Annotated in this window: 28 protein-coding genes and 2 tRNA genes; 12 read left to right on the forward strand and 18 right to left on the reverse strand. The window is 36.0% G+C overall.

The annotated features are described in order from the left end of the window. The first annotated feature begins 29 nt into the window (after positions 1–29). The 3 genes from GTR01_RS12585 to GTR01_RS12595 all read left to right on the forward strand — a co-directional run bounded on the left by GTR01_RS12585 (position 30) and on the right by GTR01_RS12595 (position 2,739). A complete protein-coding gene (locus GTR01_RS12585; RefSeq protein ID WP_160138191.1) occupies positions 30–539 on the forward strand; it encodes a DUF6973 domain-containing protein in 510 nt (169 codons plus the stop codon). A 341-nt stretch (positions 540–880) separates the two neighbouring features. Beyond that, positions 881–2,284, forward strand: coding sequence for a nucleoside recognition domain-containing protein (locus GTR01_RS12590; protein WP_160138192.1), 1,404 nt, complete (start codon positions 881–883; stop codon positions 2,282–2,284). A gap of 62 nt (positions 2,285–2,346) precedes the next feature. Then, positions 2,347–2,739, forward strand: a complete 393-nt coding sequence (locus GTR01_RS12595) for a hypothetical protein (protein WP_160138193.1) — start codon at positions 2,347–2,349, stop codon at positions 2,737–2,739. A gap of 15 nt (positions 2,740–2,754) precedes the next feature. On the opposite strand, the gene GTR01_RS12600 is transcribed toward GTR01_RS12595, so the two are convergent. From GTR01_RS12600 to GTR01_RS12615, 4 genes are all read right to left on the reverse strand, one after another. Beyond that, positions 2,755–3,645 (reverse strand): ferric siderophore ABC transporter substrate-binding protein, encoded by an 891-nt coding sequence (locus GTR01_RS12600; RefSeq protein WP_160138194.1) that lies wholly within the window; start codon positions 3,643–3,645, stop codon positions 2,755–2,757. A gap of 22 nt (positions 3,646–3,667) precedes the next feature. After that, positions 3,668–4,066 (reverse strand): ExbD/TolR family protein, encoded by a 399-nt coding sequence (locus tag GTR01_RS12605; RefSeq protein ID WP_160138195.1) that lies wholly within the window; start codon positions 4,064–4,066, stop codon positions 3,668–3,670. Positions 4,067–4,078: 12 nt separating this feature from the next. Then, a complete protein-coding gene (locus tag GTR01_RS12610) occupies positions 4,079–4,783 on the reverse strand; it encodes a MotA/TolQ/ExbB proton channel family protein (protein WP_068941094.1) in 705 nt (234 codons plus the stop codon). A 174-nt stretch (positions 4,784–4,957) separates the two neighbouring features. After that, positions 4,958–5,419 (reverse strand): hypothetical protein, encoded by a 462-nt coding sequence (locus tag GTR01_RS12615; RefSeq protein ID WP_160138196.1) that lies wholly within the window; start codon positions 5,417–5,419, stop codon positions 4,958–4,960. 168 nt (positions 5,420–5,587) lie between these two features. On the opposite strand from GTR01_RS12615, the gene GTR01_RS12620 reads away from it, so the two are divergent. Next, positions 5,588–7,384, forward strand: a complete 1,797-nt coding sequence (locus tag GTR01_RS12620; RefSeq protein ID WP_160138197.1) for a DUF885 domain-containing protein — start codon at positions 5,588–5,590, stop codon at positions 7,382–7,384. Positions 7,385–7,452: 68 nt separating this feature from the next. Continuing rightward, positions 7,453–7,899, forward strand: a complete 447-nt coding sequence (locus tag GTR01_RS12625; RefSeq protein ID WP_185155125.1) for a DinB family protein — start codon at positions 7,453–7,455, stop codon at positions 7,897–7,899. Between the two features lie 180 nt (positions 7,900–8,079). On the opposite strand, the gene GTR01_RS12630 is transcribed toward GTR01_RS12625, so the two are convergent. Continuing rightward, positions 8,080–8,700, reverse strand: a complete 621-nt coding sequence (locus tag GTR01_RS12630) for an endonuclease III domain-containing protein (protein WP_160138198.1) — start codon at positions 8,698–8,700, stop codon at positions 8,080–8,082. Positions 8,701–8,733: 33 nt separating this feature from the next. On the opposite strand from GTR01_RS12630, the gene bcp reads away from it, so the two are divergent. Further along, entirely contained in the window at positions 8,734–9,183 is a 450-nt protein-coding gene (bcp, locus tag GTR01_RS12635; RefSeq protein WP_160138199.1) for a thioredoxin-dependent thiol peroxidase, read from the forward strand. 71 nt (positions 9,184–9,254) lie between these two features. On the opposite strand, the gene GTR01_RS12640 is transcribed toward bcp, so the two are convergent. The 5 genes from GTR01_RS12640 to GTR01_RS12660 are packed head-to-tail and all read right to left on the reverse strand — an operon-like array spanning position 9,255 to position 13,475. Then, positions 9,255–9,791: a GNAT family N-acetyltransferase gene (locus tag GTR01_RS12640; protein ID WP_160138200.1), complete on the reverse strand. Its 537-nt coding sequence runs from the start codon at positions 9,789–9,791 to the stop codon at positions 9,255–9,257. Continuing rightward, a complete protein-coding gene (locus tag GTR01_RS12645) occupies positions 9,760–10,425 on the reverse strand; it encodes a hypothetical protein (protein ID WP_160138201.1) in 666 nt (221 codons plus the stop codon). Before GTR01_RS12645 ends, GTR01_RS12640 begins: the two co-directional genes overlap by 32 nt. A 32-nt stretch (positions 10,426–10,457) precedes the next feature. Further along, positions 10,458–11,540: a mannose-1-phosphate guanylyltransferase gene (locus GTR01_RS12650; protein WP_228452229.1), complete on the reverse strand. Its 1,083-nt coding sequence runs from the start codon at positions 11,538–11,540 to the stop codon at positions 10,458–10,460. A 2-nt stretch (positions 11,541–11,542) separates the two neighbouring features. After that, on the reverse strand, positions 11,543–12,133 hold the full coding sequence (locus tag GTR01_RS12655; protein ID WP_160138202.1) for a SprT-like domain-containing protein: 591 nt from the start codon (positions 12,131–12,133) through the stop codon (positions 11,543–11,545). Between the two features lies 1 nt (position 12,134). Next, entirely contained in the window at positions 12,135–13,475 is a 1,341-nt protein-coding gene (locus tag GTR01_RS12660; RefSeq protein WP_160138203.1) for a TolC family protein, read from the reverse strand. A 186-nt stretch (positions 13,476–13,661) separates the two neighbouring features. Between GTR01_RS12660 and GTR01_RS12665 the strand changes: the two genes are divergently transcribed. The 3 genes from GTR01_RS12665 (at position 13,662) to GTR01_RS12675 (ending at position 15,138) form a co-directional block, all read left to right on the forward strand. Beyond that, positions 13,662–14,906, forward strand: coding sequence for a bifunctional folylpolyglutamate synthase/dihydrofolate synthase (locus GTR01_RS12665; protein ID WP_160138204.1), 1,245 nt, complete (start codon positions 13,662–13,664; stop codon positions 14,904–14,906). Between the two features lie 49 nt (positions 14,907–14,955). Beyond that, positions 14,956–15,030 (forward strand) — tRNA-Val (locus tag GTR01_RS12670). Positions 15,031–15,063: 33 nt separating this feature from the next. Then, positions 15,064–15,138, forward strand: a tRNA-Val gene (locus GTR01_RS12675). A gap of 80 nt (positions 15,139–15,218) precedes the next feature. Here the strand turns inward: GTR01_RS12675 and GTR01_RS12680 are convergent. The 5 genes from GTR01_RS12680 to GTR01_RS24605 all read right to left on the reverse strand — a co-directional run bounded on the left by GTR01_RS12680 (position 15,219) and on the right by GTR01_RS24605 (position 18,944). Then, positions 15,219–16,115 carry a glycosyltransferase family 2 protein gene (locus GTR01_RS12680; RefSeq protein WP_160138205.1) on the reverse strand — a complete coding sequence of 299 codons (897 nt, stop codon included), beginning with the start codon at positions 16,113–16,115 and terminating at the stop codon, positions 15,219–15,221. Between the two features lie 4 nt (positions 16,116–16,119). After that, positions 16,120–17,085, reverse strand: a complete 966-nt coding sequence (locus GTR01_RS12685; RefSeq protein ID WP_228452230.1) for a glycosyltransferase family 9 protein — start codon at positions 17,083–17,085, stop codon at positions 16,120–16,122. A 2-nt stretch (positions 17,086–17,087) separates the two neighbouring features. Beyond that, on the reverse strand, positions 17,088–17,507 hold the full coding sequence (locus tag GTR01_RS12690; RefSeq protein ID WP_065395572.1) for a SufE family protein: 420 nt from the start codon (positions 17,505–17,507) through the stop codon (positions 17,088–17,090). Between the two features lie 103 nt (positions 17,508–17,610). After that, complete coding sequence (locus tag GTR01_RS12695) at positions 17,611–18,720, reverse strand: glycosyltransferase family 4 protein (RefSeq protein WP_160138206.1); 1,110 nt, start codon at positions 18,718–18,720, stop codon at positions 17,611–17,613. After that, positions 18,720–18,944 carry a uroporphyrinogen decarboxylase gene (locus tag GTR01_RS24605; protein ID WP_123909503.1) on the reverse strand — a complete coding sequence of 75 codons (225 nt, stop codon included), beginning with the start codon at positions 18,942–18,944 and terminating at the stop codon, positions 18,720–18,722. Before GTR01_RS24605 ends, GTR01_RS12695 begins: the two co-directional genes overlap by 1 nt. Positions 18,945–19,095: 151 nt before the next feature. On the opposite strand from GTR01_RS24605, the gene GTR01_RS12700 reads away from it, so the two are divergent. Then, positions 19,096–21,636: an ATP-dependent Clp protease ATP-binding subunit gene (locus GTR01_RS12700; protein ID WP_160138207.1), complete on the forward strand. Its 2,541-nt coding sequence runs from the start codon at positions 19,096–19,098 to the stop codon at positions 21,634–21,636. 304 nt (positions 21,637–21,940) lie between these two features. On the opposite strand, the gene GTR01_RS12705 is transcribed toward GTR01_RS12700, so the two are convergent. Next, the gene (locus GTR01_RS12705; protein ID WP_160138208.1) at positions 21,941–22,468 is read right to left on the reverse strand and encodes a hypothetical protein; all 528 of its coding nucleotides are present in this window, start codon (positions 22,466–22,468) and stop codon (positions 21,941–21,943) included. Positions 22,469–22,679: 211 nt separating this feature from the next. On the opposite strand from GTR01_RS12705, the gene mnmA reads away from it, so the two are divergent. After that, on the forward strand, positions 22,680–23,867 hold the full coding sequence (gene mnmA, locus GTR01_RS12710; protein WP_160138209.1) for a tRNA 2-thiouridine(34) synthase MnmA: 1,188 nt from the start codon (positions 22,680–22,682) through the stop codon (positions 23,865–23,867). A gap of 199 nt (positions 23,868–24,066) precedes the next feature. Here the strand turns inward: mnmA and GTR01_RS12715 are convergent, their stop codons facing one another. Together GTR01_RS12715 and GTR01_RS12720 are read right to left on the reverse strand one after the other, a co-directional pair. Next, positions 24,067–24,420, reverse strand: a complete 354-nt coding sequence (locus tag GTR01_RS12715) for a hypothetical protein (RefSeq protein WP_160138210.1) — start codon at positions 24,418–24,420, stop codon at positions 24,067–24,069. Between the two features lie 28 nt (positions 24,421–24,448). Further along, positions 24,449–25,168 (reverse strand): glycine-rich domain-containing protein, encoded by a 720-nt coding sequence (locus GTR01_RS12720; protein ID WP_160138211.1) that lies wholly within the window; start codon positions 25,166–25,168, stop codon positions 24,449–24,451. A 114-nt stretch (positions 25,169–25,282) separates the two neighbouring features. On the opposite strand from GTR01_RS12720, the gene GTR01_RS12725 reads away from it, so the two are divergent. Further along, complete coding sequence (locus GTR01_RS12725; RefSeq protein WP_160138212.1) at positions 25,283–26,179, forward strand: hypothetical protein; 897 nt, start codon at positions 25,283–25,285, stop codon at positions 26,177–26,179. Positions 26,180–26,293 lie beyond the last annotated feature (114 nt).

The following is a 26,293-nucleotide window of genomic DNA, read 5'->3' on the forward strand; positions in this document are numbered from 1 at the left end:
TCTCTCTAATTAGGGAGAGATTTTTATTTATGAGGACTTTTAAGATATTTTTCAATACCATCCGGAGTATGAGTTTTAAGAAGATCATCCGTCTTTTATCGCTTGTTCTCCCCCATCCTCTTTTTGCCATACTGAGCTTTCATGCTACCGTTAAGGCATTTACCATTGCACAAGCAAAATTCCCTGAAACCGCTTCTAACAACGGTATCGGAAATGCTTTCAGACATGCCTTATGGTGCTGCTTTATCATGATGTATTGCTGCAAAATTTCTTCCCCAGAAAAAGCATTGGATTTCTGCAAAAGAATGACCGATATGCATGAAGAACTGTTTCCCAATCAACCTCTGGAAACCAAAATGGATCTCCACAACAACAAATTCGGAATGGATTACTTTATGGAGCTATTACCGGGAATTCACCGCCAATTTTTTGAAAAAAGCTTTTTTATAGACGGATTGGTAAAAAAAATGAATGATGCCAAAGTTCTAAAAAATCTGGATGATGATTTTGAAGGACATCTCGTTTATCTGGAAGAGTAATATTTATTGTTTCAAATGCTAAGAATACGCTGAGAGATTAAAAACTTTATGCATACTTTTCATTCACAAAGACACTTCGTTCAGCGATGGTTTCCAATAATCCCTGTGGCTAAGTGTAACGCCGTTGCGATCGTAAAATTTTCACTCCCAAATAAAAATCCTTGCCAACTCAGCGTTAAAATAAATCAGCATACAAAAGGCTGAAATCAAAGATTTTCAAAAGATTAAATGCATTTTTTAGCCACATGACTTAAACTTTCTATAAACTTAGTGGTTTAATTCTTTTGTGACTTTTGCAGTTTGAAGTATTTTTGATAAGTTTAAACAATTAAATCAATCAAATGGTTCTCAGCAGAATTTGGTCGGCTTTCATTATCATTGCCATTGCCATTGCCAGTATAAAATATATTTCATCAAGCCATTATAAAACCATTTTCAACGATATGGTCGTAGGAAAAGGGGGTGACACGGTGAAGATTGCCACCCAGCCTATGAGCAGCCTCTCCCCTATTGTGAAGGACAGTCTGATGAAAAAAAATGATTTTGCTGACAGCAGAATTCACTATAAAACAGATTCATTAAAGCAAAACGTAAACGTTTATCGCGTTCAGGAAGCCGATGGAGTTATCGGAACCTCTGAAACCGCAGTAAAAATATGCTTGGGATTGATTGGAATTATGACTCTTTTCATGGGATTCATGAGTATTGCTGAAAAAGCAGGGGGAATCAATCTTTTAAGCCGATTCATCCAACCTTTCTTTTCTAAATTATTTCCTGACATTCCCAAAAACCACCCGGCATTCGGGCATATGCTGATGAATTTCAGCGCCAATCTTCTAGGGTTGGATAATGCCGCTACTCCATTCGGATTAAAGGCGATGGAAAGTTTACAGACTCTAAATCCCAATAAAGATACAGCCAGCAATTCGCAGATTATGTTCCTGTGTCTTCATGCGGGAGGAATGACTCTTATTCCGGTATCCATCATTGCGATCAGAGCTTCAATGGGATCCAAAACACCTACTGATATCTTCCTGCCTTGTATGATAGCTACTTTTGCAGCAACTTTAGCTGCTATGATTATTGTTTCTTTATATCAAAAGATCAATCTTCTTCGTCCGGTAGTAATTGCTTATGTAGGAGGAATTTCAGCAATTATTGCCTTATTGGTTGTTTATTTGGTACAATTAAGCAAAGATGAACTTGATGATTTCAGCAAGGTATTGAGTAACGGTCTTATTCTGTTTATCTTCCTTGCTATCGTACTTGGAGCCGTTTATAAAAAGATCAACGTTTTTGATGCCTTTATTGAAGGTGCTAAAGAAGGATTCACCACCTGTGTAAAGATTATCCCTTACTTGGTTGGAATGCTTATCGCTATTTCTCTTTTAAGAACTTCAGGCGTTTTTGATGTTATTATTGACGGCATGAAATGGGTAGCTAACGTAGCCCACCTTGATCCAAGATTCGTTGATGGTCTTCCTACGGCGTTAATCAAACCTTTATCTGGTTCAGGAGCAAGAGGTATGATGGTAGATACGATGGCAACTTTCGGAGCAGACAGTTTCCAGGGTAAATTAGCAGCAGTTCTTCAGGGAAGCTCAGATACGACGTTTTACGTGATTGCAGTCTACTTTGGTGCTGTAGCCATTAAGAATACTAGATATACGGTAATTGCTATGCTTTTAGCAGATTTAGTCGGTATTATTACTTCTATTGCATTGGCTTACTTATTCTTTGCTTAATAAAGACTGTTTACCCGTTTACCAACAACTTTAAACATTAAACTCAAAACTTTAAACCCATTATGATCACAGATAAAGAATTCACCCTAAGACTTATCCGTCAGCTTACACAGGCGCTGGAAAAATTAATTCTGGACAAACCTGAAGAAAGTTTATTACAAAAAGAACTTGATTTTGATACTCTGATGAGAGATATTTTCAAGATGAATTTCACAGAAGTATCTTCAATGACTAAAGAGGAAATGATCGCACTTGTCAATGAAAGGCAGGAAAGAGATCATAAAGACTATTATGAGATGCTGGGAAATCTCTTCTATTTCAAAAGCAGAGAAGAACAGAATAAAGATTTCCAGGATAAGGCCAAAACATTCTATGAGCTGTATCTTCAGACCAGCGGAATTTTTGCCCTTCCTGTAATCAACAGAATCAATGAATTAAAAAAAGCACTTGAATAAAGTGCTTTTATATTTTTAGAATGTAATTTTATAAGTTCCGCTGGAAGAAACATTGGCTTTCTCGGCCTTTACATATTTCTTTACCCAAGCAACGGATGTAGATGATACACAAGGATCTGAAATTCCCCCTGTCCTTTTTGCAGACACTACATTTCCTGCTTTGTCTACCGTATAGGCAATTGTAATGGATCCGCTGGCTGTACAGCTATGAGAAGGCTGGGCACCCCCTCTTCCCATTGTTCCGGGAATATACCCTACCAGTTTTCTGTCAATTCCTACTTTACTATCTCCATTTCCTTCTCCACCTAATGGGTCTCCTGCATTTCCAGGGCCATTTCCATCACCTTGTCCACCAGGTTTCTGTCCTTTTCCACCAAGAAACTTTCCAATAGCGGCATTCCCTTGTCCATCACCGTTTCCAGTCTTTGAATTGGCTTTTACAGCTCCAGATTTTTTAGTGTTCTTTGCTGTACTGGTGTTGGTAGCCTCTTTTTTCTCTACTTTTTTAGATTCCTCTTTTTTAGCAACTGTATTTTTTGAATTATTCCCGGTAATCACTTTTTCCTTAGCTTCTACTTTCTTAGGCTCAGGTTTTACGACAGGTTCAGGCTTTACCTCTGTCTTTGTTTCAGGAACAGGAACTTCTACGGGTTCCGGTGTTGTTACTTCTGTCTCAGCAGCTAAGCTTCCCGGTTGTTCTGCGGGTTCTTCAACACCGTTTCCATTTCTGTTGTCCCCAAAGTTGACCAGCATTGTAGTGACTACCTCAGGTTCTTTATCCAGTTCAGGTTTTAATTTATAGTAAAAAACAAAAAGCAAAACGGCAGCCCAAATCAGGATAGAGAGTAATGCACTCTTTACCCGATCTCGGTTTTCTTCGTTTTTGTTTGCGGTATAGCTTCTCATCTTAAAAAATGATTCTTAGCATTTATTTATCTTTAACCGTTGCAATAGCAATGTTAAATTTATGTTTTTCAGCGATTTCCATAACAAAAACAACATCTTTATGCATGGTATTTTCGTCAGCTCTGATCGTGAAAGATTTATTAGTCTGCCCTGTTAATTTATCGGTGATAATCTGCTCAAGCTCTCCTTTATTTACAGGATTATCATCCACGAAATAAGAGCCATCCGGCTTAATACTTACGACAACAGGATTGGGGATATTATCGTCAACAGCTCCGGCTTTTGGCAAATTCACCTCTATTGCACTTTGATTGGCTGCAGAGGAGGTAATCATAAAGAAAATCAGCATCAACAGGATCACATCTGTCATCGCTGCTAAACTGAATTCCGGATTGGCTTTATTTCTTCTTTGAATTTTCATCGTAAGAAAGATTTATAAAGGTTTGTTGATAAGATCTAAAAATTCTCCTGACATATTCTGAGCCTTCAATACAAACTTGTCAATTCTCGTTAAAAGAATATTGTAACAGAAATTGGCAGGAATAGCTACAGCAAGACCTACTGCTGTTTGTCCTAATGCTGTATAAATACCTTCAGAGAGTGTTTTTGGAGAAAAAGATCCGGTTGCGTGTGATAAATTAAAGAAAGCAATAATCATCCCGATTACCGTTCCCAAAAGACCTAACATCGGTGCAATACTTGGTACTACAGCTAATAGATTCAGGTTTTTCTCCATATTGGCCACTTCTACCTGAGCTTGCGCTTCCATTGCACTTACAATATCGGAAACAGGACGTCCTAGTCTTGAAATTCCTTTTTCAAGAATTCTTCCTTCCGGAGAGTTCTGTGTTTTACAATAATCAGCAGCAGCCTCTATTTTTCCTTCCTTAATAAAGTCTTCAATATTATTCATGAAGTTGGAATCCGTCTTTGAAGTAAGCCTTTTAATAAAGAAAAATCTTTCAAAAAACAGATATAGGGAAAATACTCCAAGTAATAATACGGTTACCATCACTATTTTAGCGAAGGCTCCTCCGTGGAACATGATTTTCCAGAATGAAAATTCTAAATTGTCTGCGGCAACTGCAGGTGTAGTGATTTGTGCAAATAAAATCTGAGAAAGTTCCGTTAACAGCATTAAATGTGAATTTTATTAAAGTTTCAACGACAAATGTAGTGGAATATTATGAATTGCTCTCTTAAAAATTGCTTAAAAACAACTTAAATTTTGTTATGATTTATAAACAGCAAATTTCTTTCCAAAAGAAATTTTGAAAAGAAATCTGCTATTAAAAAGGAGTGATAAGTAGGCTTAGTCTTCGTCTACTTCAATATCATCCTGTTTGAACTCGCATTTTAACCTAAAAGGAATCGGAGTATCTGATCCGGTATAGAAATCATCAATGGTTCCCTTCCATATCATCTGAAGCTCTCCTTCTTCATTCTTCTCGAAAAGAAGTTCATTGTCATAAACATAGGCTTCTTCATCATCGAAAAGATCTACCTCTGTATAGGTATCTTCCTCAGAATCATTGATTTTGATTGTTTTTCCTTCTATTTCCGCAGAGTCGATAGGAAAATCGAAGATCTCAAGTGAAAGCTGCGGAAAGTTGTACTGTAATGAATCATCGTCTACGTGATCCAAACCGTCATCCGTGATAATTTCAACCTCTAAAAAATGTTGCTGGTTGCTGTAAACTGCTTTACAATAAGTATTTCTGATATTGTATTTTAGCGTTTCCTCCGGATGGTAAATTTTTAAAATCCCTTTCATTTTTTCTTAAAAAAAGAACTGTAATAATATGATTGTTAAACGTTTTAGACAAAGATAAAAAATTGATTTAATGTGAAAAGGATTTTGGATATTATTTTTTAAAATCAATTCATAGAATGTGAGGAATCTCCCAATAATACTTACTTTTGCTTTATAAAGATTCTGAAAATGAAAAATATTTTATCGAAAAGTATTCTGGGACTAGGACTGATAATGGGTCTTGCTTCGTGCAAAAAGACCGATTCTCCGCTTACAAAGGTAACTCCTACCAATCTGGATTCTATTGCCTCCAATTATTACGAACAGTATCTTAAACTATACCCTTTAGACGCTACTGCACAGGGAGATCTAAGATATAACGACCAGCTTCCCATCAATATTGATAAAGATTTTATTTCAGGAGAAGTGGCTTTTTACAACTCTGTACAAAAGCAATTGGAAAATGTAGATTATAAAACACTTTCTGATGAGGATAAAGTAGTATATGATGTATTGGATTATACTTTAAAAGATAAAATTGAAGCGTATGCTTATCATCCTGAATATATTCCATTCACTCAATTTGGGGGTCTTCCCTTAAACTTTCCTCTGTATGGAAGCGGACAAGGAAGCCAACCATTCAAAACTGAAAAAGACTATAGCGATTGGCTGAAAAGAATGGAAAAATTTCCTGAATGGATGGATGCTGCTACAGATAATTTCCGTGATGGAATCACCAACAAAGTTGTTCTTCCTAAAAAACTGATTGTCAAAATGATTCCTCAGATGAAAGCTGAAGAGATCACGACTCAGGATATGGAAAAAAACATTTTCTATGGCCCTATTAAAAATTTCCCTAAGAGCTTTACTCAGGCTCAAAAAGATAAATTTTCAGCACTTTATAAGGATGCCATTACCAAAAAAATCATTCCTGCCTATACTAAAATGGGAATCTTTCTCGAAAAAGAATATTTACCAAAAGGTAGGGATACTGATGGATACAACAGCCTTCCCAACGGAAACGAAATTTATGGCTACTACGTAAAGAGCTGGACAACAACGAAAAAATCACCAGAGGAAATCAACAAAATCGGACAGCAGCAGGTTGCTATGCTTCGTGCAGAGATGGAAAAAGTAAAGCAACAAGTTGGTTTTACAGGAACGTTGGAGGAATTTATCACGTACGTAAAAACAGATCCAAAGGCAATGCCTTATAAAACTTCTAAAGATGTTTTAAATGGGTTTAACAGCATTCTGACAAAGATTACTCCAAAGCTGAAAACCATGTTCAATGTAACTCCTAAAACAAAGTTTGAGATCAGACAAACAGAAAAGTTCAGAGAAGCAAGTGCAAGTGCAGAATATATTCCGGGAACTCCTGACGGAAAGAGAGCAGGAATTTTTTACGTTCCCCTTCCCGATCCTACTAAATTCAATGTGACTTCAGGCATGGAATCTCTGTTCTTACACGAAGCAATTCCGGGACACCATTATCAGGTTTCTCTTCAGCAGGAAAATACAAAGCTTCCCAAATTCATGAGATTCGGATGGTTTGGTGCTTATGGTGAGGGATGGGCACATTATTGTGAAACTTTAGGCCCTGAGTTTGGGTTATATACTGATCCTTACCAAAAAATGGGATATTTAAGCGACCAAATGCTGAGAGCAGTAAGATTGGTAGTAGACACAGGAATACATACTGGAAAAATGACCAGAGAAGAGGCTATTAAATATTTCCTTAGCAATATCTCTTATGATGAAGGAGCTGCAGTTGCTGAAGTGGAAAGATATATGGCGATGCCGGGGCAAGCTTTAGGATATAAAATCGGATCTTTAAGAATTCGTGAATTGAGAGAAAAATATCAAAAAGAGCTTGGTAATAAGTTTAATCTGGCAAGCTTCCATGATGAAGTATTAAGTCAGGGGTGCCTTCCATTGGATGTTCTGAACAGAAAGATGGAGCTTTGGGCGAAAAAACAAAAATAAAAATTATAGGTACTGAAAAAAACAGTACCTTTTTTATGCTTTAATTCTTCAAAAAAAATTGAATAAAAATGATCATAGAAAGCCTAAAATCTCTTTACAGCAGAGATTTAAACAAATTAAAAGCAGAAATTGAAGCCTACCAAAAGGAAGAAAATCTTTGGATAACAGATAAAAACATCTCTAATTCCGCAGGAAACTTATGTCTTCATTTGGTAGGAAACCTTAATCATTTCATAGGTGAGCAGCTTGGAAATACAGGCTACGTAAGAGAACGTGATCTGGAATTTTCACTAAAAAATGTTCCAAGGGCAGAACTTATAGAAAAAGTGGCGGCTACTGAAATTATGGTAAATAATGTACTTAGTCAATTATCAGAAGAGGATTTGAAAGAAGAATATTCACGTATGCCTTCTGAAGATAAAATGTCTACAGGATATTTTTTAATTCACCTGATTGCTCATTTGGATTATCATCTGGGGCAGATTAATTATCACAGAAGATTATTGGATATTTAATATTGTACCATCTTTCCTTAACGCAAAGGTAAAAAGGCACATGGTGCCATATTTCAAGTTCGCAAAGGCGTTTCACTCAGCAAAGAAATTATTATCTTGGCTGAATGAAGTCCCCTTGCGAACTATTTATAAAATAATATTTATAAATCTTTGCGATTTCTGCGTTAAGATAAAAGAGTGTTATTTTTCAAACATCATTTTCGTAATAAAATCTTTATCTCCTTTTCCTCTTGCCGGAGAATATTCTCTACCATAGAAAATAATCTGAAGATGAAGTTTATTCCACACTTCTTCAGGGAATAATTTCTTGGCATCTTTTTCTGTTTCTACCACATTTTTACCTGAGGTAAGCTTCCATTGGGTCATCAGGCGGTGAATATGGGTATCTACCGGAAAAGCGGGAAACCCAAAACCTTGGCTCATTACTACCGAAGCCGTTTTGTGTCCTACACCCGGAAGCGCTTCTAATTCTTCATAAGTCTGAGGAACAATACCATCATGTCTTTCTAGTAAAAGTTCGGCCATTCTCTTTAAGTTTTTGGCTTTGGTATTGGATAATCCTATTTCTTTAATTAATTCCTTGATCTGAAACTCTTCCAGCCTTGCCATTCTTTGTGGAGTTCCCGCTACCTCAAAAAGATTTGGAGTCACTTCGTTTACTTTTTTATCTGTTGTCTGTGCAGAAAGGGCAACAGCAACCATTAAAGTATAAGGATCCGTATGATCCAAAGGAATAGGTGTGGTAGGATATAATTTATCCAGTTCTATCTGAACGAGCTCAGCTCTTTGTTTTTTTGTCATTTTACCCTTAAATTTGAACAAAATTAAATCATTATGCTGAAAGTTGGAGATAAATTACCTCAATTTGAAGGAATAAATCAGGATGGAGAAGCAGTTTCTTCATCAAAATTAATTGGAAAAAAACTCGTTATTTTCTTTTATCCTCAGGCGAGCACTCCAACATGCACCGTTGAAGCCTGCAATCTGAGTGATAATTATTCTAGCCTTGAAAAAGCAGGATATCAATTATTGGGCGTAAGTGGTGATTCTGTAAAAAAGCAGAAAAACTTCCATAGCAAATTTGCTTTCCCTTACGACCTTATCGCCGATGAAAGCCATGATATTCTTGAAAAATTTGGGGTTTGGAAGGAGAAAAAAACGTTTGGAAAAACGTATATGGGAATTGTAAGAACCACTTTTATTTTTGATGAAAACGGAGTTTGTACAAGAGTTATTGAGAAAGTAACTTCAAAAACAGCTGCTGAACAGATCTTAGAAGGATAATCTCCTATACTGATAAAAAGAAAAAATCCACAAAGCTTTTTTGTGGATTTTTTGTATGATAATGCTTGATTTTACTCAGTTTCGTAATAATTCAGCTCTTCTGTTTCACCTGGAAGAGTAACATGCTTTTTAAACTTCAGTCCTAATTTTTCAATCAGTTTTTGTGAAGAAAGGTTATCTTTTGAAATGATTGCAGATATCTTAGACAATCCGAATTCGTCCATTCCGATTGATTTTACCTTTTGAGCGGCTTCATACGCATACCCTTTACCTTCAAACTCTTCCAGTAAAGAATATCCAATATCCACAACATCAAGCCCTTCTCTTTCAAAGATTCCCACGGCTCCTATTTTTTCGTTAGTATCTTTAGTTACCAAAAGGTAGTTTCCGAATCCCAATCTTTCAATCTGTGGGACAAATCTGTTCTGAATATAGTTTTCAGCATCTTCAATACTGTTTACATTTCGGTTGCCTATATATTGAACAAATTTAGGTCTGTTATAAAGTTCAAAAATAAAATCTCTGTCTTCGCCACCGGACATTGGACGAAGTATTAATCGCTCAGTTTCATAGGTATTATCTGCGCTTGGGTGTTTGTTTGGGCTCATCTTTCTTTGGTTCTTCTTTTTTCTCGACCTTTAAAAGTCTTGGATTATTAGCACATTTTTTATTGTAAAGCTCAATATAAGTTCCGTTATCTTTTATATTCGATACAAGTCCGGTTTTCTTATTCACCGTTACTGTATAATGTGTTTTCTGATAAGGACATTCCATTGAAGTTAATTTTCCAAGATCCAGATAATAATTCGTTTGATCTTCGTGGTAATTTCCTGCAAGATCTTTGAATTCTTCATCAATCATATAGCCGTCAGCAGCCAATAGTATAGCGGCCTCCTGAGCATTATCAGCTTTTCCTACAAACTTCTTTAAAGCTTCTGTATCAAGAATATAATTAATTTTCCCTCCGGAAGAATATGCTATATAATAAAAGCTATCTTCATTAGGAAACAGATTAAATCCGGAAAACTGAGGAGTATAGTTTAATTTTCCACCGGAGATTTTGATCTCCTCTCCTTTTCCATAGCTATTGTATACCAAAGTCCAGGAATCTACCTTATCATCAGGTTCAATTCGCTGTAAGGTATTAGGAATACTAGAAAACTTTTTCTTTTCCTGAGCATATCCTAACACTGTAAAAAGTAAAAGTACTAACGCTGTGAATCGGAGTGTAAATTTAATCATAGCCTAAAAATAAGCATAAAAGATACCAAATACTACATAAATTTATCTCCTTTCTTGAAATTTTTCAGATCCAGGACATAATCTTTGATCAGCTGGTCATTGTCTCTAGGACAAATAAGAAGAGCCTTGTCGGTATCTACCACAATATAATTTTCAAGACCATCAATAATGACTGCCTTGTTGTTATTTTTTAATCGGATAATATTTCCTTTTGAATTATAAGAAAGTAAATGCTTTAGTTTCACAGCATTTCCATCCTCATCTTTTTCTGTATTTTCATAAACGGAAGTCCATGTTCCAAGGTCACTCCAGCCCAAATCAGATGGAATAACATACACGTTTTTAGCTTTTTCTAAAATTCCGTTATCAATCGAAATTTTCTGAACTTTAGGATAAATGGTTTCTATACAGCTGTTCTCTTTTTCCGAATTATACTCGCAAGCCATAAAATGCTGTGTCATTTCGGGAAGGTACATTTCAAATGCATGGTGAATACTTTTGATATTCCAGATAAAAATCCCTGCATTCCAAAGGAAATCCCCACTATCTAAGAAACTTTGAGCAATTTCAAGGATTGGTTTTTCTGTAAAAGTTTTTACTTTGAAGTATTCCGAATTTTTCTTTTCTACAAACTGAATATATCCGTAGCCAGTATCAGGTCTTGTAGGAGTTATTCCCAATGTTACCAAATAATCATGCTTGGAAGCAAGATCAAAAGCCAGCACTACCTTTTCCAAAAAAACATCTTCTTTCAGGATCAGGTGATCTGCCGGAAGAACGATCATGGTAGCATTTGGATTGATTTCAGCAATTTTATTCGCCATGTATAGATTACATGCCGCTGTATTTTTCATCAGAGGTTCCCCCACAATATTTTCTTCAGGAATCTCCGGAAGCTGTTGATGAGAAAGAGCAACATACTCTTTATTGGTAATAACGAATATATGTTCTTTAGGAATTACCTTACTGATTCTGTCATAAGTTTGCTGAATCATGGTACGGCCTGTTCCTAAAATATCCTGAAATTGTTTGGGAAATTTCTGCGTACTCATTGGCCAGAATCGGCTCCCGATTCCTCCCGCCATTATCACGCAGTATCTATCTGATTTTAACATTCTTAGCTACATTTTTCTACCCTCGCTAAAGGCTTGAAAGAATACTTCCTTCCAGTAGCCAGGTTCTTACAAAGATAGTTCTTTTTAATCAGACCTTCTAATAAATACTTTTCGTTGCGATATATAAAAAATTCTCCCTTTTGAAGTTGTTCAATAAAATGTAGTCTATCATCCTGTTTTTCAGTATGAAAATATCTCACTAAATCAGGGCTTGCCATAAAATTAGCCTTGGGTGATTTTGAAAATTTCACGATGATAGGTTTCAGCTCTTCGTCATAAATTTCCAGACTTTCAAGAAGCATATTTCTAAAGGTTTCTTTCCATTCATTGCCATGAGGAGAAATTTTCCTTCCATATTTTTCAAACGCGATCAGATGTGCCAGCTCATGAGTCAGCACAAAGAAAAAAAGCTGTGGGGTAAGCGTAGAGTTTACCGTAATTTCATGAGAATTGTCTGGAAGCTTTCTATAATCTCCCAGTTTAGAATTTCTGTTTCGTGTAACTTTTATATGAATATAATAGTCGGAAAACCAAATTCTTAAGTATTTAATTGTATTTTGTGGTAAATATTTTTCTAACGATTGGATAGACATTTTACAAACTTAGTGGAATTCCTGCATAGAAATTCAATAATTTAAGACTGAAAAGATAATTATATTTCGCCTGAGCTACAGATCCCTGTGCATTTGCATAGTTATTTCTAGCAACATTAACATCATAAATTGTTGTTTTTCCTGCGGCATAACTTTTGTCGGCAAAATCAAGGGCTAATTTGGAACTCTTTTCTGCTTCTACCGCTGCCAGATATGATTCATGATTTGCATCAGCATCAAATTGAGCTTTTTGCACGTTCTGTCTTACCGTTTGCTTCTGTTGTGCCAATGTATTTTTAGCAATACTTTCATTAATCCTAGACTGCTCTACCTGCAATTTTGTAATCCCTTTATTAAAAATAGGAATATTTACAGAAAGACTGGCCTGCTGTCCGAAGTTGTCATTATACTGTTGGAAAAATCCTTTTTCCTTAATATAAACAAGAGCATTACCGATATTATCGGTATTCAAAAGGTTGTTATAGAATGTTCCAATTCCAACACTTGCTGTTATAGTAGGCCAATAAGCCGTTTTTGAAACCTCTGTCTGAGCTTCTGCAGAATTGATTCTGCTTTCAGCTGCTTTAATCTGAGGCTGGGATTCATAGGCAATTGACAGCACATCATCTACAGACTTAAGTTCAGGAGAGAGCTGATCTGAAACAGGAACATCTTCCACATCAAAATCTTTATAATCAGACAATTGTAATAGCTGAACCAGAGCAAATAGGCTACGTCCAACATTCACTTCCGCTGTTTTTAAATTTTGTTTTTCTCTGGCTAATGCGGCCTCTGCTTCTGCTAAAACAGTTTGAGCTGTTGTTCCTACAGATGTTGTTATTTTAGCTCTGTCATACTGTTTTTTTGCATTCTCAACAGCACTTTCAGAGATTTTTACAATCTCTTTATTTAATAATGTGGTTAAGTATTGCTGAGCAATCTGCAATGAAATATCATTTTTAATAGTTTCCACATCATATTGACTGGCCTGTAGATCAAACTCTGTTTTTCTAACAGTTTTTTCTAATCTGCCATTATTATACACTAGGATGTCTGCACCAATATTGACACTGTTACTGAACCTGTCATTTCTTAAACTTCCCGTTCCGAAAGACGTTTGTCCAAAACTGACAGTATTTCCTAAAGACGCTGAAACAGAAGGTAAATGCCCTTTTTTAGCAATTTTAAGATTTGCATCCTGTGATTGTTTGTTATATTGATTTTGGATAACCTGAAGATTATGCTCCACTGCATAGCTTACACATTCTTTTAAGGACCATTTCTTCTGAGCACTTAAACCCAGACAACTTAGTCCAAAAACGATAATCCAAACTTTTTTCATATTATGTAGATGTTTATTTGTTTTTAATGGTCATATGGAATCGTGCTATCTTTATACAGTATTTGTGTCTGCAAATCACAGCGATTTCATATTAAGATTTTTCCCTATTAGACGAAGTAAATATAAAAAAGTTACAGATTGAAAAAAATAGTTTCATTTTCATAAAACTTTTGAGAATTTTGTACCATGACAAATGAACAATATCAGGAAGCGATCGATTGGCTTTTCATACAAATGCCCAACTATCAAATAGATGGTCAAAAGGCATATAAACCGGGGCTTGACAACATTACCAAGCTTTGTGCTTATTTTGGAAATCCTCAGGAAAAAATAAAATGCATTCACATTGGCGGTACCAATGGAAAAGGATCTTCAAGCAATATGCTGGCCTCTGTACTTCAGGAAGCTGGTTATAAAGTAGGATTATACAACTCTCCCCATCTTATTGATTTCACAGAACGTATTAAGGTAAATGGTAAAAACTGTAATAAGGAGTTTGTCTTCAGTTTTATTCAAAAGCTTAAAAGTATTCCTGAAGATATCCGCCCGTCATTCTTTGAATTTACGACCATCATGGCTTTTGAATATTTTTATCAGCAGCAGGTAGACTATGCCATTATTGAAGTTGGGCTGGGAGGAAGATTGGATTCTACTAATATTATACAACCTCTGGTTTCTGCGATTACGAATGTTCAGCTTGACCATCAGAATATACTAGGAGATACGATTGAAGAAATCGCGGGAGAAAAAGCGGGTATCATTAAAAAGAATATTCCCGTCGTTTCAGGTGATGAAAAGGATGCTGTAAAAACAATTATCAGGGAAAAAGCCATCAAAGAAGATGCACCTTTTATAGATGCTACCCGACTTCACTCGGATCTCAGCTCGGATCTGAAAGGAAATTATCAGCAAAAAAATATTCGTGTAGTTCTGGGCATTGTTGAAGAACTAAGAAAACTACAGGTAAAAATTACAGATAAGGATCTGGAGACCGGATTACTGAATGTTCATCAGAATACAGGATTTATTGGTCGTTGGTTTGAATTTTCAAAGGATCCGCTTACCATCTGTGATACGGGACATAATCAGGCAGGATTAGAACATGTTTTTTCACAATTAAATTCTATAGACAGGCACAAACATATCATTTTGGGGTTTGTGAATGACAAAAAAATTGATGAAGTAATGAGTTTACTTCCTGAAAATTCTGAGTTTTATTTTGCCAAACCCTCCATAAATAGGGGAAGACACCCAGAAGATTATGAGAATTTACTTCAAGAGGCGAAAATTTTTTATAAAATTTTTAATTCCGTGCAAGAAGCGTATCTATCTGCAAAAGAACGATGTACAAACGAAGAAATGATTTTTATTGGCGGAAGTAACTTCATTGTTGGAGATTTTTTAGAAAAAAATTTAGAGTTTAAAGAATAAGTTGTATATTTGCACCACTCTAAACGAGAAAACAACAAAAAAGTCTAGAGGGTTCTTAGCTCAGTTGGTTCAGAGCATCTGGTTTACACCCAGAGGGTCGGGGGTTCGAATCCCTCAGGACCCACAGAAAAGGAAACGAAACCTTTAAAAAAAATTCGGGTTCTTAGCTCAGTTGGTTCAGAGCATCTGGTTTACACCCAGAGGGTCGGGGGTTCGAATCCCTCAGGACCCACAAAAAATCTCTCAGATTTCTGAGAGATTTTTTTATTTCTAATATACATCTGCTATTATTCTACACAAACCGGATAAAGTTTATTTCATCTTCCTGAAAAGCAATCCAAGCTTATATATATCCAGATAACGGAGACTCACATTTCCGCGAGAAAGCTTTCTTTTTATACCTCCTTCCCCTATATTGAATAAAAGCCCTAAAACAACTTTAAAAGGAGTGTTTTTAAGCTTATTATATGCCTTTACAAGTTTAACTTCTGATAATTTTGAACTCAGCGCTTCATCTTTAAGCATATGAGATAAACTTTCCACAGACTCTTCTACTTTACCGAGATAAATGATGTTGTTTTCCAAATCATTATTAAGAATCGGATTATCAATATGGTCTATCTTTATATTTGCGGCTTTTAAATCCATTGCAAAAAGAAGATCTTCATAGCCATATTTCTGAAAATCAGGATTAAAACCAACCTTACTCAGTGCTTCTTTTCGAATTACAAAATTATTGGTCTGAAAACTTAAATAAGGCTTTTCTCTACGTAATTTTACAGGAAGGTTTTCTCTTTCAACCGCAAATTTCCACCTCAAATAATGCTGTTCATCTGCTGTACCTAACACCTTTCGTCCTCCATAAATAATTTGAGTATCCGGATTTTTCTGTATACACTCTATGTATTTTTTTAAGAACTCCCCTCCTACTATTTTTCCATCACAATCCAGGAATAAAAGATATTCTCCTGTTGCATATTGCAAAAAAAGATTTCGGATCCGGGAACGGCCGATATTATTTTCAAGAAAAATAAAGTGAGGAATACCATTCTGGAGCTCCTTATTGATCTGTTTAAATTCTTCTTTCGAAGCATCATCTATCAATATAATTTCAGCATCAATTTTCTGGCTATCAATTTCTTTTTTTAAATCAAAAACAAATTCACGGACATCGAAATTGTAGACAGGAATACAGATTGAAAGTTTCATTTGCTCAGATTTTCTCAACCACCTTTTGAATACTGAACTCTTCAAGGCATGCCCAGTCTCCCCTGTAGCATTCTTTATCTCCAAAAACAGAGCATGGTCTGCAGGAAAGGTCTTTCACCTGTACCACATCTTCTTCACTCTGTCCAAATCCTAAAAATCCGGCATAAGGATGTGTTGCACACCATATAGAAACACATCGGGTTCCTACAAGGCTCGCCAAATGCATATTTGCAGAGTCCATGGAGATCATTACTTCAAGTTCCGAGATCTTTTGAAGTTCTTCTGTAAGGCTTAATTTTCCGGACAGACTTTGAGTATTCGGAATCTGGCTTTCCCAAGCCTCAAGAGTTTCTGTTTCTTTTTTTCCGCCTCCAAAGAAGTATACCGTATGTTTTTGGGCCAAAAGCCTAGCCAATTCAAATGACTTTTCCAGTGGAAGCATTTTTCCTTTATGCTGGGCAAAAGGGGCAAATCCAATTCCTGATTTACGATCAGAAATCGGTCTAAGCTTTTGAGAAAGCTCTACTTTAAAACCCATTGCACGGAAAACATCCGCATACCGTTCAACTGTTTTTTTCAACTGAACTTTATCCAAATTCCAGACATCGGTAAGATGTTCTTTCTCTTCTTTGCCTTTATCTATTTTAAAGACTTTTAAGCCTTTTCTCCTGTAGATTCTGTCCAAAACCTTAGTTCTGATCACATCATGAAGATTGGCAATATAATCAGGTTTAAACTCTTTAATCAATTCGTTTGCTAATCGGCTCAACCCAAAGAATCCCTTATAATCATCTACATTAATTCCTTTAAATATTACATTAGGAATACCTGTAAATAAAGCTTCAAAATTCTTTCTGGAAACCATGACAATCTCCACATCGGGATTTTGCTCCAAAAATTCCTTAAAAACAGGAACCGTCATGGCAACATCTCCAAATGCAGAAAAACGATATGCTAAAATTCTGGTCACGATTATGATTTCAGCTGGTAAGCAACTGCGTAAAATTTGATTTGTTTTGTCATAGCCATCAAACCATTCGCTCTGGATGGTGAAAGAAATTCCTGTAATCCGATCTCTGAAATGAATTCAAAATCAGAATCTAAAATTTCCTGAGTAGAATGCCCACTGTAAATGCTTACTAAAAGAGAAACGATACCTTTTGGTAAAATTCCGTCCGAATCAGCATTAAAGAAAAGTTTACCATCTTTAAATTCAGCATCTATCCACACCTTACTTTGACAACCTTTGATGAGGTTATCATCTGTTTTCTTGTCTTCTGAAAGACCTTTTAGTTCTTTTCCAAGATCAATGATGTACTCATATTTCTGCTCCCAATCGTCAAGAAACGCAAATTCGTCGATTATTTCCTGCTGTTTTTCTTTAATGGTCATTTTAAACAAATTTCTTTGTGCAAAGATAGTAAATTATGCTTTAGGCCTAAAGCTGTAAGCGATAAGCTAATTTTGGAAATATTATCCTGTTAGAAATAGCCTATTATTTAAAGCCTAATGAATTAGATGCGTTTTGAAAAACTTGTAAAAGTTTTATTTCTTCATTTTCCCAGCACAGTGTTTGAGATGCTTTTTCCAACTCAGGCTGATAGCTTATCCTTCCCTTTTCTAAAACCTTTTTTACAGCCTTGGCAATATTCTCTGGATGATGGTCTTTAATTATCTCGCCTACATCAAAATGATTTTTAATATTCTGAAGCTCAGGAAGGTTTGACAGAATTAAAGGAACTCTGGCCTGGATGCAATCTAAAACTTTATTAGGCAAAGAATACAGGTAACTGTCTCCTCCATTTTCTTCAATACTCATCCCACAATCGGCGGTGACTGTGATTTTTCTTAGGTCTTCAGGATTCAATTTTCCTAGAAACTGAACTTTATGCTGAAGTTTTTCACCCATCACCAATTCTTCATATTCTTTTTTTCTGGGCCCATCTCCTGCAATTTTTAATAGGACATGATCCAGATGATGCATCGCAAGAATCACTTTATCAATTCCTCTGAAAGGATTGATTGCCCCTTGATATAAAAGTATTTTAGGATTATTTTGTGGAATATCAATGGGAAAACCCAACCGTTTAGGTGCATTTTGAACCACTATCGGACTGATGCCATATTTTTTATGAAACCATTTTCCATAACTTCCGCTCGCCGTAATCATCCAAGTAAGCTCCGGAATGACAGTCTTTTCGACATAACGCCACAGTTTTTGTGACATTTTGCCCTGAACAGCAGGCATTTCGGAAAAAATCTCATGACTATCAAAAACCAATGGAATATTTAATTTTTTAGCGATAAGATAGTTGGGATACAATGCATCAATATCATTGGCATGAAGAATTGTATTTTGATCTGCCTTTTTTTTGAGCTCATGGTACAGCTTCCAGTTAAATTCAAAATAAGCCGTTTTCAGGCTTTTTGATGCCAAGTGGATTCTTGAGAATGGATAAGGGCGCTGCATTTTTTCAGCACCATTCCAATCATTTCCTATCAGCTCAATCTTATACCCGTTTTCATGTAAAGTCTGGCATACCTTTTCAATACGCTGGTCTGTATACAAATTACTGAAGGCAGATGTGATGACTTTTTTCTTCATTAGGCTTTCTTGCCAAACAATAAATGATAGATTTGGATAAAGCAGATAAGCCCATTCGGGATGATAACCGGCCATAATGGTCCGCTAAAGAAGCCATAAATGACAAAACAGATACAGCCGATCATGTTAACAACTCTGATTTTTCTTACATCTTTCAATATGAAACTCAGTACGATAAAAACTGAGGCTGAGTATCCGATGTAAGTGGTAATTTCAGGATTCATTGGAATTTTTTAAGGATAACAAACTTAATCATTTTCAATAAGATAATAAAATTTTTTCTGCCATAAAGTCATTTATTGATTTTTGGTAAAATATTTGTAATTTAGATAATGAATAAAAAGCAATGTTGCTTTTATTCTAATGAGATATATTATGGATTATAAGTTTTCACAAGGTTTGAGCCAAGTGTTCAAACAAAGCAAAAGCGAAGCTAAGAGGCTGAAAAGTGAATTTCTTAATACAGAACATCTACTTTTAGGTATTATAAAAACGGAAAACTCTGCTAAAGAAATCCTTCAAAACCTCAATGCGGATTTAACACAAATCAGAAGAAAAATTGAAACTCTAAATACAGCAAGTCTAAATCCTATTTCTGAGGAGGTTACCAATATTTCTTTCACCAAAATGGCAGATCATGCTATTAAACGTGCGGAGTTAGAATGCCGACAATACAAAAGCAATGAAATTAATACCGTTCACCTGCTTTTAGGTATTCTATATAAATATGAGGATCCTACTTCAAATATTTTGGGAGCTTACGACATCGACTATGAAGGTGTTTCAAGAGAGTACCAGACTATGCTTAAAAATTCCGGGCAGTCTCCACAAATGAGTGCCTATGATGACGACGATGAAAGAGAGGAATTTGAGCAAATGAGAAAGCCTACAGGAAACTTGGGCTCAGCGAAAAGCAAAACCCCTACATTGGACAACTTTGGTAGAGACTTAACGTCTTTGGCCAGAGATGGAAAATTAGACCCTGTAATCGGACGTGAAAAAGAAATTGAGAGAGTCTCTCAAATCTTATCCCGTAGAAAGAAAAACAACCCACTTCTTATTGGAGAACCTGGGGTTGGTAAATCTGCGATTGCTGAAGGGTTAGCTTTAAGAATTCAACAGAAAAAGGTTTCAAGAGTTCTTTATGGAAAACGTGTGATCACTTTGGATCTGGCAAGTTTAGTAGCCGGAACTAAATATCGTGGTCAGTTTGAAGAAAGAATGAAGGCCATCATGACCGAATTGGAGAAAAACAGAGATGTCATCCTATTCATTGATGAGCTTCACACTATTGTAGGTGCAGGAAGTTCTACAGGAAGTTTAGATGCATCTAATATGTTCAAACCAGCATTGGCAAGAGGTGAAATTCAATGCATCGGGGCTACTACTCTGGATGAATACCGTCAGTATATTGAAAAAGACGGAGCTTTAGAAAGAAGATTCCAGAAAGTAATGGTGGAACCTACCTCTATTGATGAAACCATTCAGATCTTGAACCAAATTAAGGATAAGTATGAAGAACACCACAATGTAATTTATACTCCTGAAGCTATTGCAGCGTGTGTCAATTTGACATCAAGATATATCACAGACCGTTTCTTACCAGACAAAGCGATTGATGCGATGGACGAAGCTGGGTCAAGAGTGTATATCAAGAACATGAAAGTTCCTACTGAAATCATTGATTTTGAAAAGAAAATCGAAGATATCAAGGAATTGAAGCAAAAAGCGGTAAAAGCTCAGGATTATCTTGAGGCAAGAAAGCTTAAAGATGAGGAAGAACGTCTTCAGATGGAGCTGAATGCTGCTCAGGAAAAGTGGGATAAAGATGTAAAAGAGAAAAAAGAAACCGTAAGCGAAGAAAATGTTGCAGAAGTGGTTTCTATGATGAGTGGAGTTCCGGTAACGAAGGTTGGTAAAAATGAGCTTGATAAATTAGCTCAGATGGATGAAAAACTGAACGGAAAAGTAATCGGTCAGGAAGACGCTGTGAAAAAAGTAGTGAAAGCTATTCAAAGAAACAGAGCTGGTCTTAAAGATCCTAACCGCCCAATCGGTACCTTTATCTTCCTTGGAACAACAGGAGTTGGTAAAACTGAGCTTGCCAAAGTAATGGCAAGAGAGCTTTTCGAATCTGATGAGTCTCTTATCCGAATCGATATGAGTGAATACATGGAAAAATTCGCTGTTTCAAGATTGGTAGGAGCGCCTCCGGGATACGTTGGATATGAAGAAGGCGGTCAATTAACTGAAGCGGTAAGAAGAAAACCTTATGCTGTGGTTCTTTTGGATGAGATTGAAAAAGCTCACCCTGATGTATTCAACATTTTGTTACAAATCCTTGATGAAGGGCACGTAACGGATAGTTTAGGAAGAAAAATTGATTTCAGAAATACCATCATTATCCTTACTTCCAACATTGGAACAAGAGATCTTAAAGATTTCGGAGATGGTGTAGGATTTGGTACTTCAGCTAAGAAAACTACATCAGACTCAAGAGCAAGAAGCACGATCGAAAACGCCCTTAAAAAGGCATTTGCTCCGGAATTCTTAAATAGAATTGACGACATTGTGATCTTCAACTCTCTTGTACAGGATGATATCAAGAAAATCATTGATATTGAACTGAACAAGCTGTATGGCAGACTTGAAAAATTAGGTTATAAAGTAGAATTAACTGAAGAAGCGAAAGACTTTATTTCTGAAAAAGGATGGGATAAAGACTTTGGTGCAAGACCATTGAAAAGAGCCATTCAGAAATACATTGAGGATTTATTGGCAGAAATGCTTGTCAATAAGCAACTGAATGAGGGTGAAACCGTAGTTCTAGACCTTAATGAAGCGAAAGACGGATTGGTAGGAAAAACTGCTAAGCCTAAGAAGTCTTCAGCTGCTGAGAAATCTTCTCAATCTTAAATAATTAATTTAATTTCAATAGAAAAGCACCGGGAATTTCCTGGTGCTTTTTGCTTTTAATAGGTTTTGGCTAAAGCCAATTGATTTTCTTAATTTTCATTGAATGGGCTAAAGCTCATCCTATTGAATTTATATTGTGAAGTTTAAATGATCTGCGTAATCTGGAAAACCTGCGAGATTATATTTACACACAATAATTTTTGTTGGAAAACGCTAAGACACAAAAGGGTCTTATATATGATACGTTTTTTAAGGTGCAGGGATTTTAATGGAATGCTGCTGAGTTTTTCAATATATATAATGGTTAGAGACCTACCACAAATCCGATATTCGGAACTAAACCATTTGAAAATACACTAGAATGTTCTTTCCAAAGTACATTATACATCAAACCGATCTGCATAAAAGAGTTGTTCCCTATTCTCTGCATATATCCTCCTCCAAGGTATAGTGCATTTTCTTCTCTGTTGTACTTATAATCGTAGTATTTATCGTTATAATTGATGAAATAATGCTGAAAATTGGCACTTAAATAAAATGATCGTGCAATATAATAATTCGCAAATGGGCCTATTCCAAACATGGTGGATCTATAATAATCGGAGGTCTGCCACGACACACTTCCCACCGCTCCTGCTTCCAGATCTTCAGTAAGACGATATCCTACTCTTGGGGAAGCCTGCAAATAAAAAGAGCTGTTGCTTCCAAATCCAAGGCCTATTCCACCCCCAAATGTCCATTTATTGTTTTCCTGCACGGGAGCACCTATTGAAACCTGGGAAAATACAGATCCTGAAGCCATCAGCATCATGGAAATAATAAACTTTTTCATATTTAAATATTTTATTTTGTTCTAAGGATATGGGTAAATCACCATCATTTTACAGGTATTTACGTTGCCTAAACCCTATTATTGGTGATTTTGATATTACTATCGTTTTTATCAATGTTTAAAATTATGGTTTTTTTACGAATTTTTTAGTCGTATTTTTGCCGCGTCAAACTAAGAACTCCCGTTAAGAGTTTCGTAAAATTGAAATACAATGAAAATAGTAGTAGGCCTCTCAGGAGGTGTAGACTCCAGTGTTACAGCATATTTGCTACAACAGCAAGGTCATGAAGTAGTGGCTTTGTTTATGAGAAACTGGAATGATGCTTCGGTAACATTAGAAGATGAATGTCCATGGATCGAAGACAGTAATGATGCCCTTATGGTGGCTCAAAAGCTTGGAATCCCATTCCAGGTTATCGATATGAGTGAACTTTACAAGGAACGTATTGTAGATTATATGTTCGCTGAATACGAAAAAGGAAGAACTCCGAATCCTGATGTTTTATGTAACAGGGAGGTAAAATTCGATGTCTTTATGAAAACTGCAATGTCTTTAGGAGCTGATAAAGTTGCTACCGGGCATTATGCAAGAGTAAATTCTACTATTGATGAGAATGGAAAGGAAGTTTTCCATCTTTTGGCAGGAAAGGATAACAATAAAGATCAATCTTATTTCCTTTGCCAGCTAAGTCAGGATCAGCTATCAAAAGCCCTGTTTCCTATTGGAGAGCTTACGAAACCCCAGGTAAGAGAAATTGCTAAAGAAATCGGATTAGTAACCGCTGATAAAAAAGATTCCCAAGGGTTATGCTTTATTGGAAAGGTAAGTTTACCTCAGTTTTTACAACAGCAATTGAAACCAAACGAAGGAGAAATCGTAGAAATTTTCAAAGACTCTCCTTTATTTGCTGAAGAACAACCTACATTTTCAACGAAAGAGGAAGAGCTTAGTTTCTTATCAAGAAAAATCAATTATAAAAAGGCTGACGGAAAAGTAATCGGAAAGCATCAAGGTGCTCAGTTTTTCACGATCGGACAAAGTAAGGGATTAGGAATTGGCGGTCATAAAGAAAGCTGTTTCATTGTCTCCAGAGATATGGAAAACAATATTCTTTTTGTAGGAGAAGGCAGTCATTTCCCTGGACTTTTCAAAAAGGCCTTGAAAATAGACAACTCTGAACTACACTGGGTTCGTGAAGACATGAGACTTCAACCAGGAGAATCTATGGAAGTAATGGCCCGATTCCGATACAGACAGCCTCTACAAAAAGCAACACTTTATCAATTTGAAGATGCTTTTTATGTTGAGTTTGATGAGCCTCAATCTGCTATTGCTGAAGGACAGTTTGCGTCATGGTATATTGATGAAGAACTAATTGGAAGCGGTGTGATTTCGTAATAGTTCCGTGATGCGGGTTATTGGCTCCGTGATGCGGGATTCGGGTTATTGGATTTCATGCTTCGAAATACATCATCATAATATTGATGGCAAGATTTAGAAATACTTGTTCATTGAACCGGAAATCAGACACAATTAAGACTCATATTTCATGATATATAAAGCCCGAAGCATTTTTGTTTCGGGTTTGTTTTTAAAATTACTTTCCATGTTCACTTTGGGGATTCAGTGCACTCAACAAGAGTATTACAATTAATTCCAAAATCAGGATCATCGTTAAAAACCCAATAGGTTTTCCCAACATGATTCCCCGGATCAGCTTGACTATCCCCACTCCCCCAATACACATCAAAGAATAAAAAGTGATCTGTGAAATCTTTTCTCCTAGTGATTTCAGAATAAAAACAGAGGCATAAAACCCAAGCACCAAAATCAGATAGAATTTTAAGAAATCCGGGCCCTTGAGTATTAACGGATTCATTGTCTTACATTCAGAAACAAGCCATATAAAACTTATGGCAACTGGTATAAAATGGATGATTAATTTTTTCATGATTCATTATTATTTTATGTATTCTTTTTTATCCACCACAACCGCCACATCCTCCACATCCTCCTCCGCAACCGCCTCCACAGCTGCTTCCTCCGCTGCAACTGCTTCCACCACCGCTCGAATCGGAGTCGCCCCCATTTTTATCTTTAGTGTTTGCAATGGCAGATATAACTCCTCCAAAAATGACAATTCCTACGAAGGAAAAGAAGATTGAACTCATTGTTGTTATCACTTCTCCAAGGCAGGAACTAAGCATTAATAATAACATCAGAAATGGAATCCATCTCCATATTCGTGATTTGTTTTTTACATTTTCAATAGTATCTTCTTTTGTCCAGATATCCTGAGGTGCTTCAGATTGAAAAATCTCTTTATAGCTTTTCAAAGTATCTGTGAACCAATTTTGATGTTTAGCTTTTTCATTAGAACCTCCTTTTGATGGATGATGATGCAGAGATCTTTTTAAAACATTCGGGCAAAACTCTTCCCAATAATTTTGAGTGTAAATCAAATGCAGATGCCAGACTTTGTCAACGATTGCACTTGGAGAGGCTCCTTTGGGAAGAATACAGCAGAGATAAACAAATTTTTTATACTCTTCGATTGCTTTTCTGGTAAAATCCAGACTCCAGTTTTCTTCTTTTGCCAACTTTTTAGAAAAAGGAAAATCAGCGTCGGAAGCATCGAGTGAAAATCCTTGAATTCTATTCCAAAGGGACTCATCTTTTAATAACATTCTTGTTTCCATTGTTTTTTCTTTTGTTTTTCTATGTAAATATCCATTGATCTTATAATATAAAAGTCTTTAAAAAGTCTTTTTTGGTTTGATAAAAATCATAAATTAGTCTTACAAAATCATGGTATGAAAAAGGAAGACATTCTGCATCTTGAGAAGCTAATGAATTTTCTGAGCAGACAATTTTTAAAGAAAAACCACTGGGAAGATGTTACCAAAACAGAATGGTCTTACATCTGTGCTGAGCTTAATGATCTTATCATCAATGAACATTCTGAAAAGGGTATAAAAAAAATCCCCACTCTTCTGGGAACTCATTATCTCTATGAGCATTTGATTATCAATAAACTGAAAAAATTTAATCAGAATGAAAAAGCGATATTAAGTAAACCTAATCTAGCTAAATTAAGCCAGATTGTCAAAGTTTTAGGGTATTCAAATTATATTGATTTTATCAACTCCAATACAGAGGCCTTCAACTTTAACGATCTCAAGATTGATATGAATAATGTAGCCCAGAATACAGCCCTTTTAGATCGTCTTGTAGGCTGCTGGTATTCTTATAATAGAAATCTTCCGGAGAATCCTACCCAGACCCGGGAAGACAGAATCTGGCGTTCTGCCATGGAAATCTATAAGTCTGAAACGACTGGCGAATATTTCATAGAAAGAAGCGGTGGTGATCATCATAAGTATTTCGGAAAGGTAACAGCGTACTCTGACTATGTTTTTATCATCATGAACAGCAATACTTTCATTCGGCAAAGGCATTTTATCTCCAGAATAAAAGACAGTAAAGAAAAACTTAAAAACCCTGATTATAAGCTGCATGAGCTTCATTTCATCAGTACCTGTATCAGTTTCAATCAGGAACCTATTGCCTTATTTGAAATCTTCCGAAAAGCAGACCGAAAAAGCTTTATTTCGGATTCCATCAGTTTTCCTATTGACAGTGATGAAATTCCGGAATCGATTCTTAAACAGCTTGAGGATACTGAATCTAACAGGATTGATTATAGATAGGTGAGCGGATACGGGTTTCGAGATTCGGGGTTCGGGATGCGGGATTGGGGGTTTTGAGCATGATAAATCTGGTGTGAATATGGGAAGAAGGTTTTCTTTAATTTTTTTTGAAAT

The organism is Chryseobacterium sp. c4a (genome assembly GCF_009900745.1).
GTDB lineage: Bacteria > Bacteroidota > Bacteroidia > Flavobacteriales > Weeksellaceae > Chryseobacterium.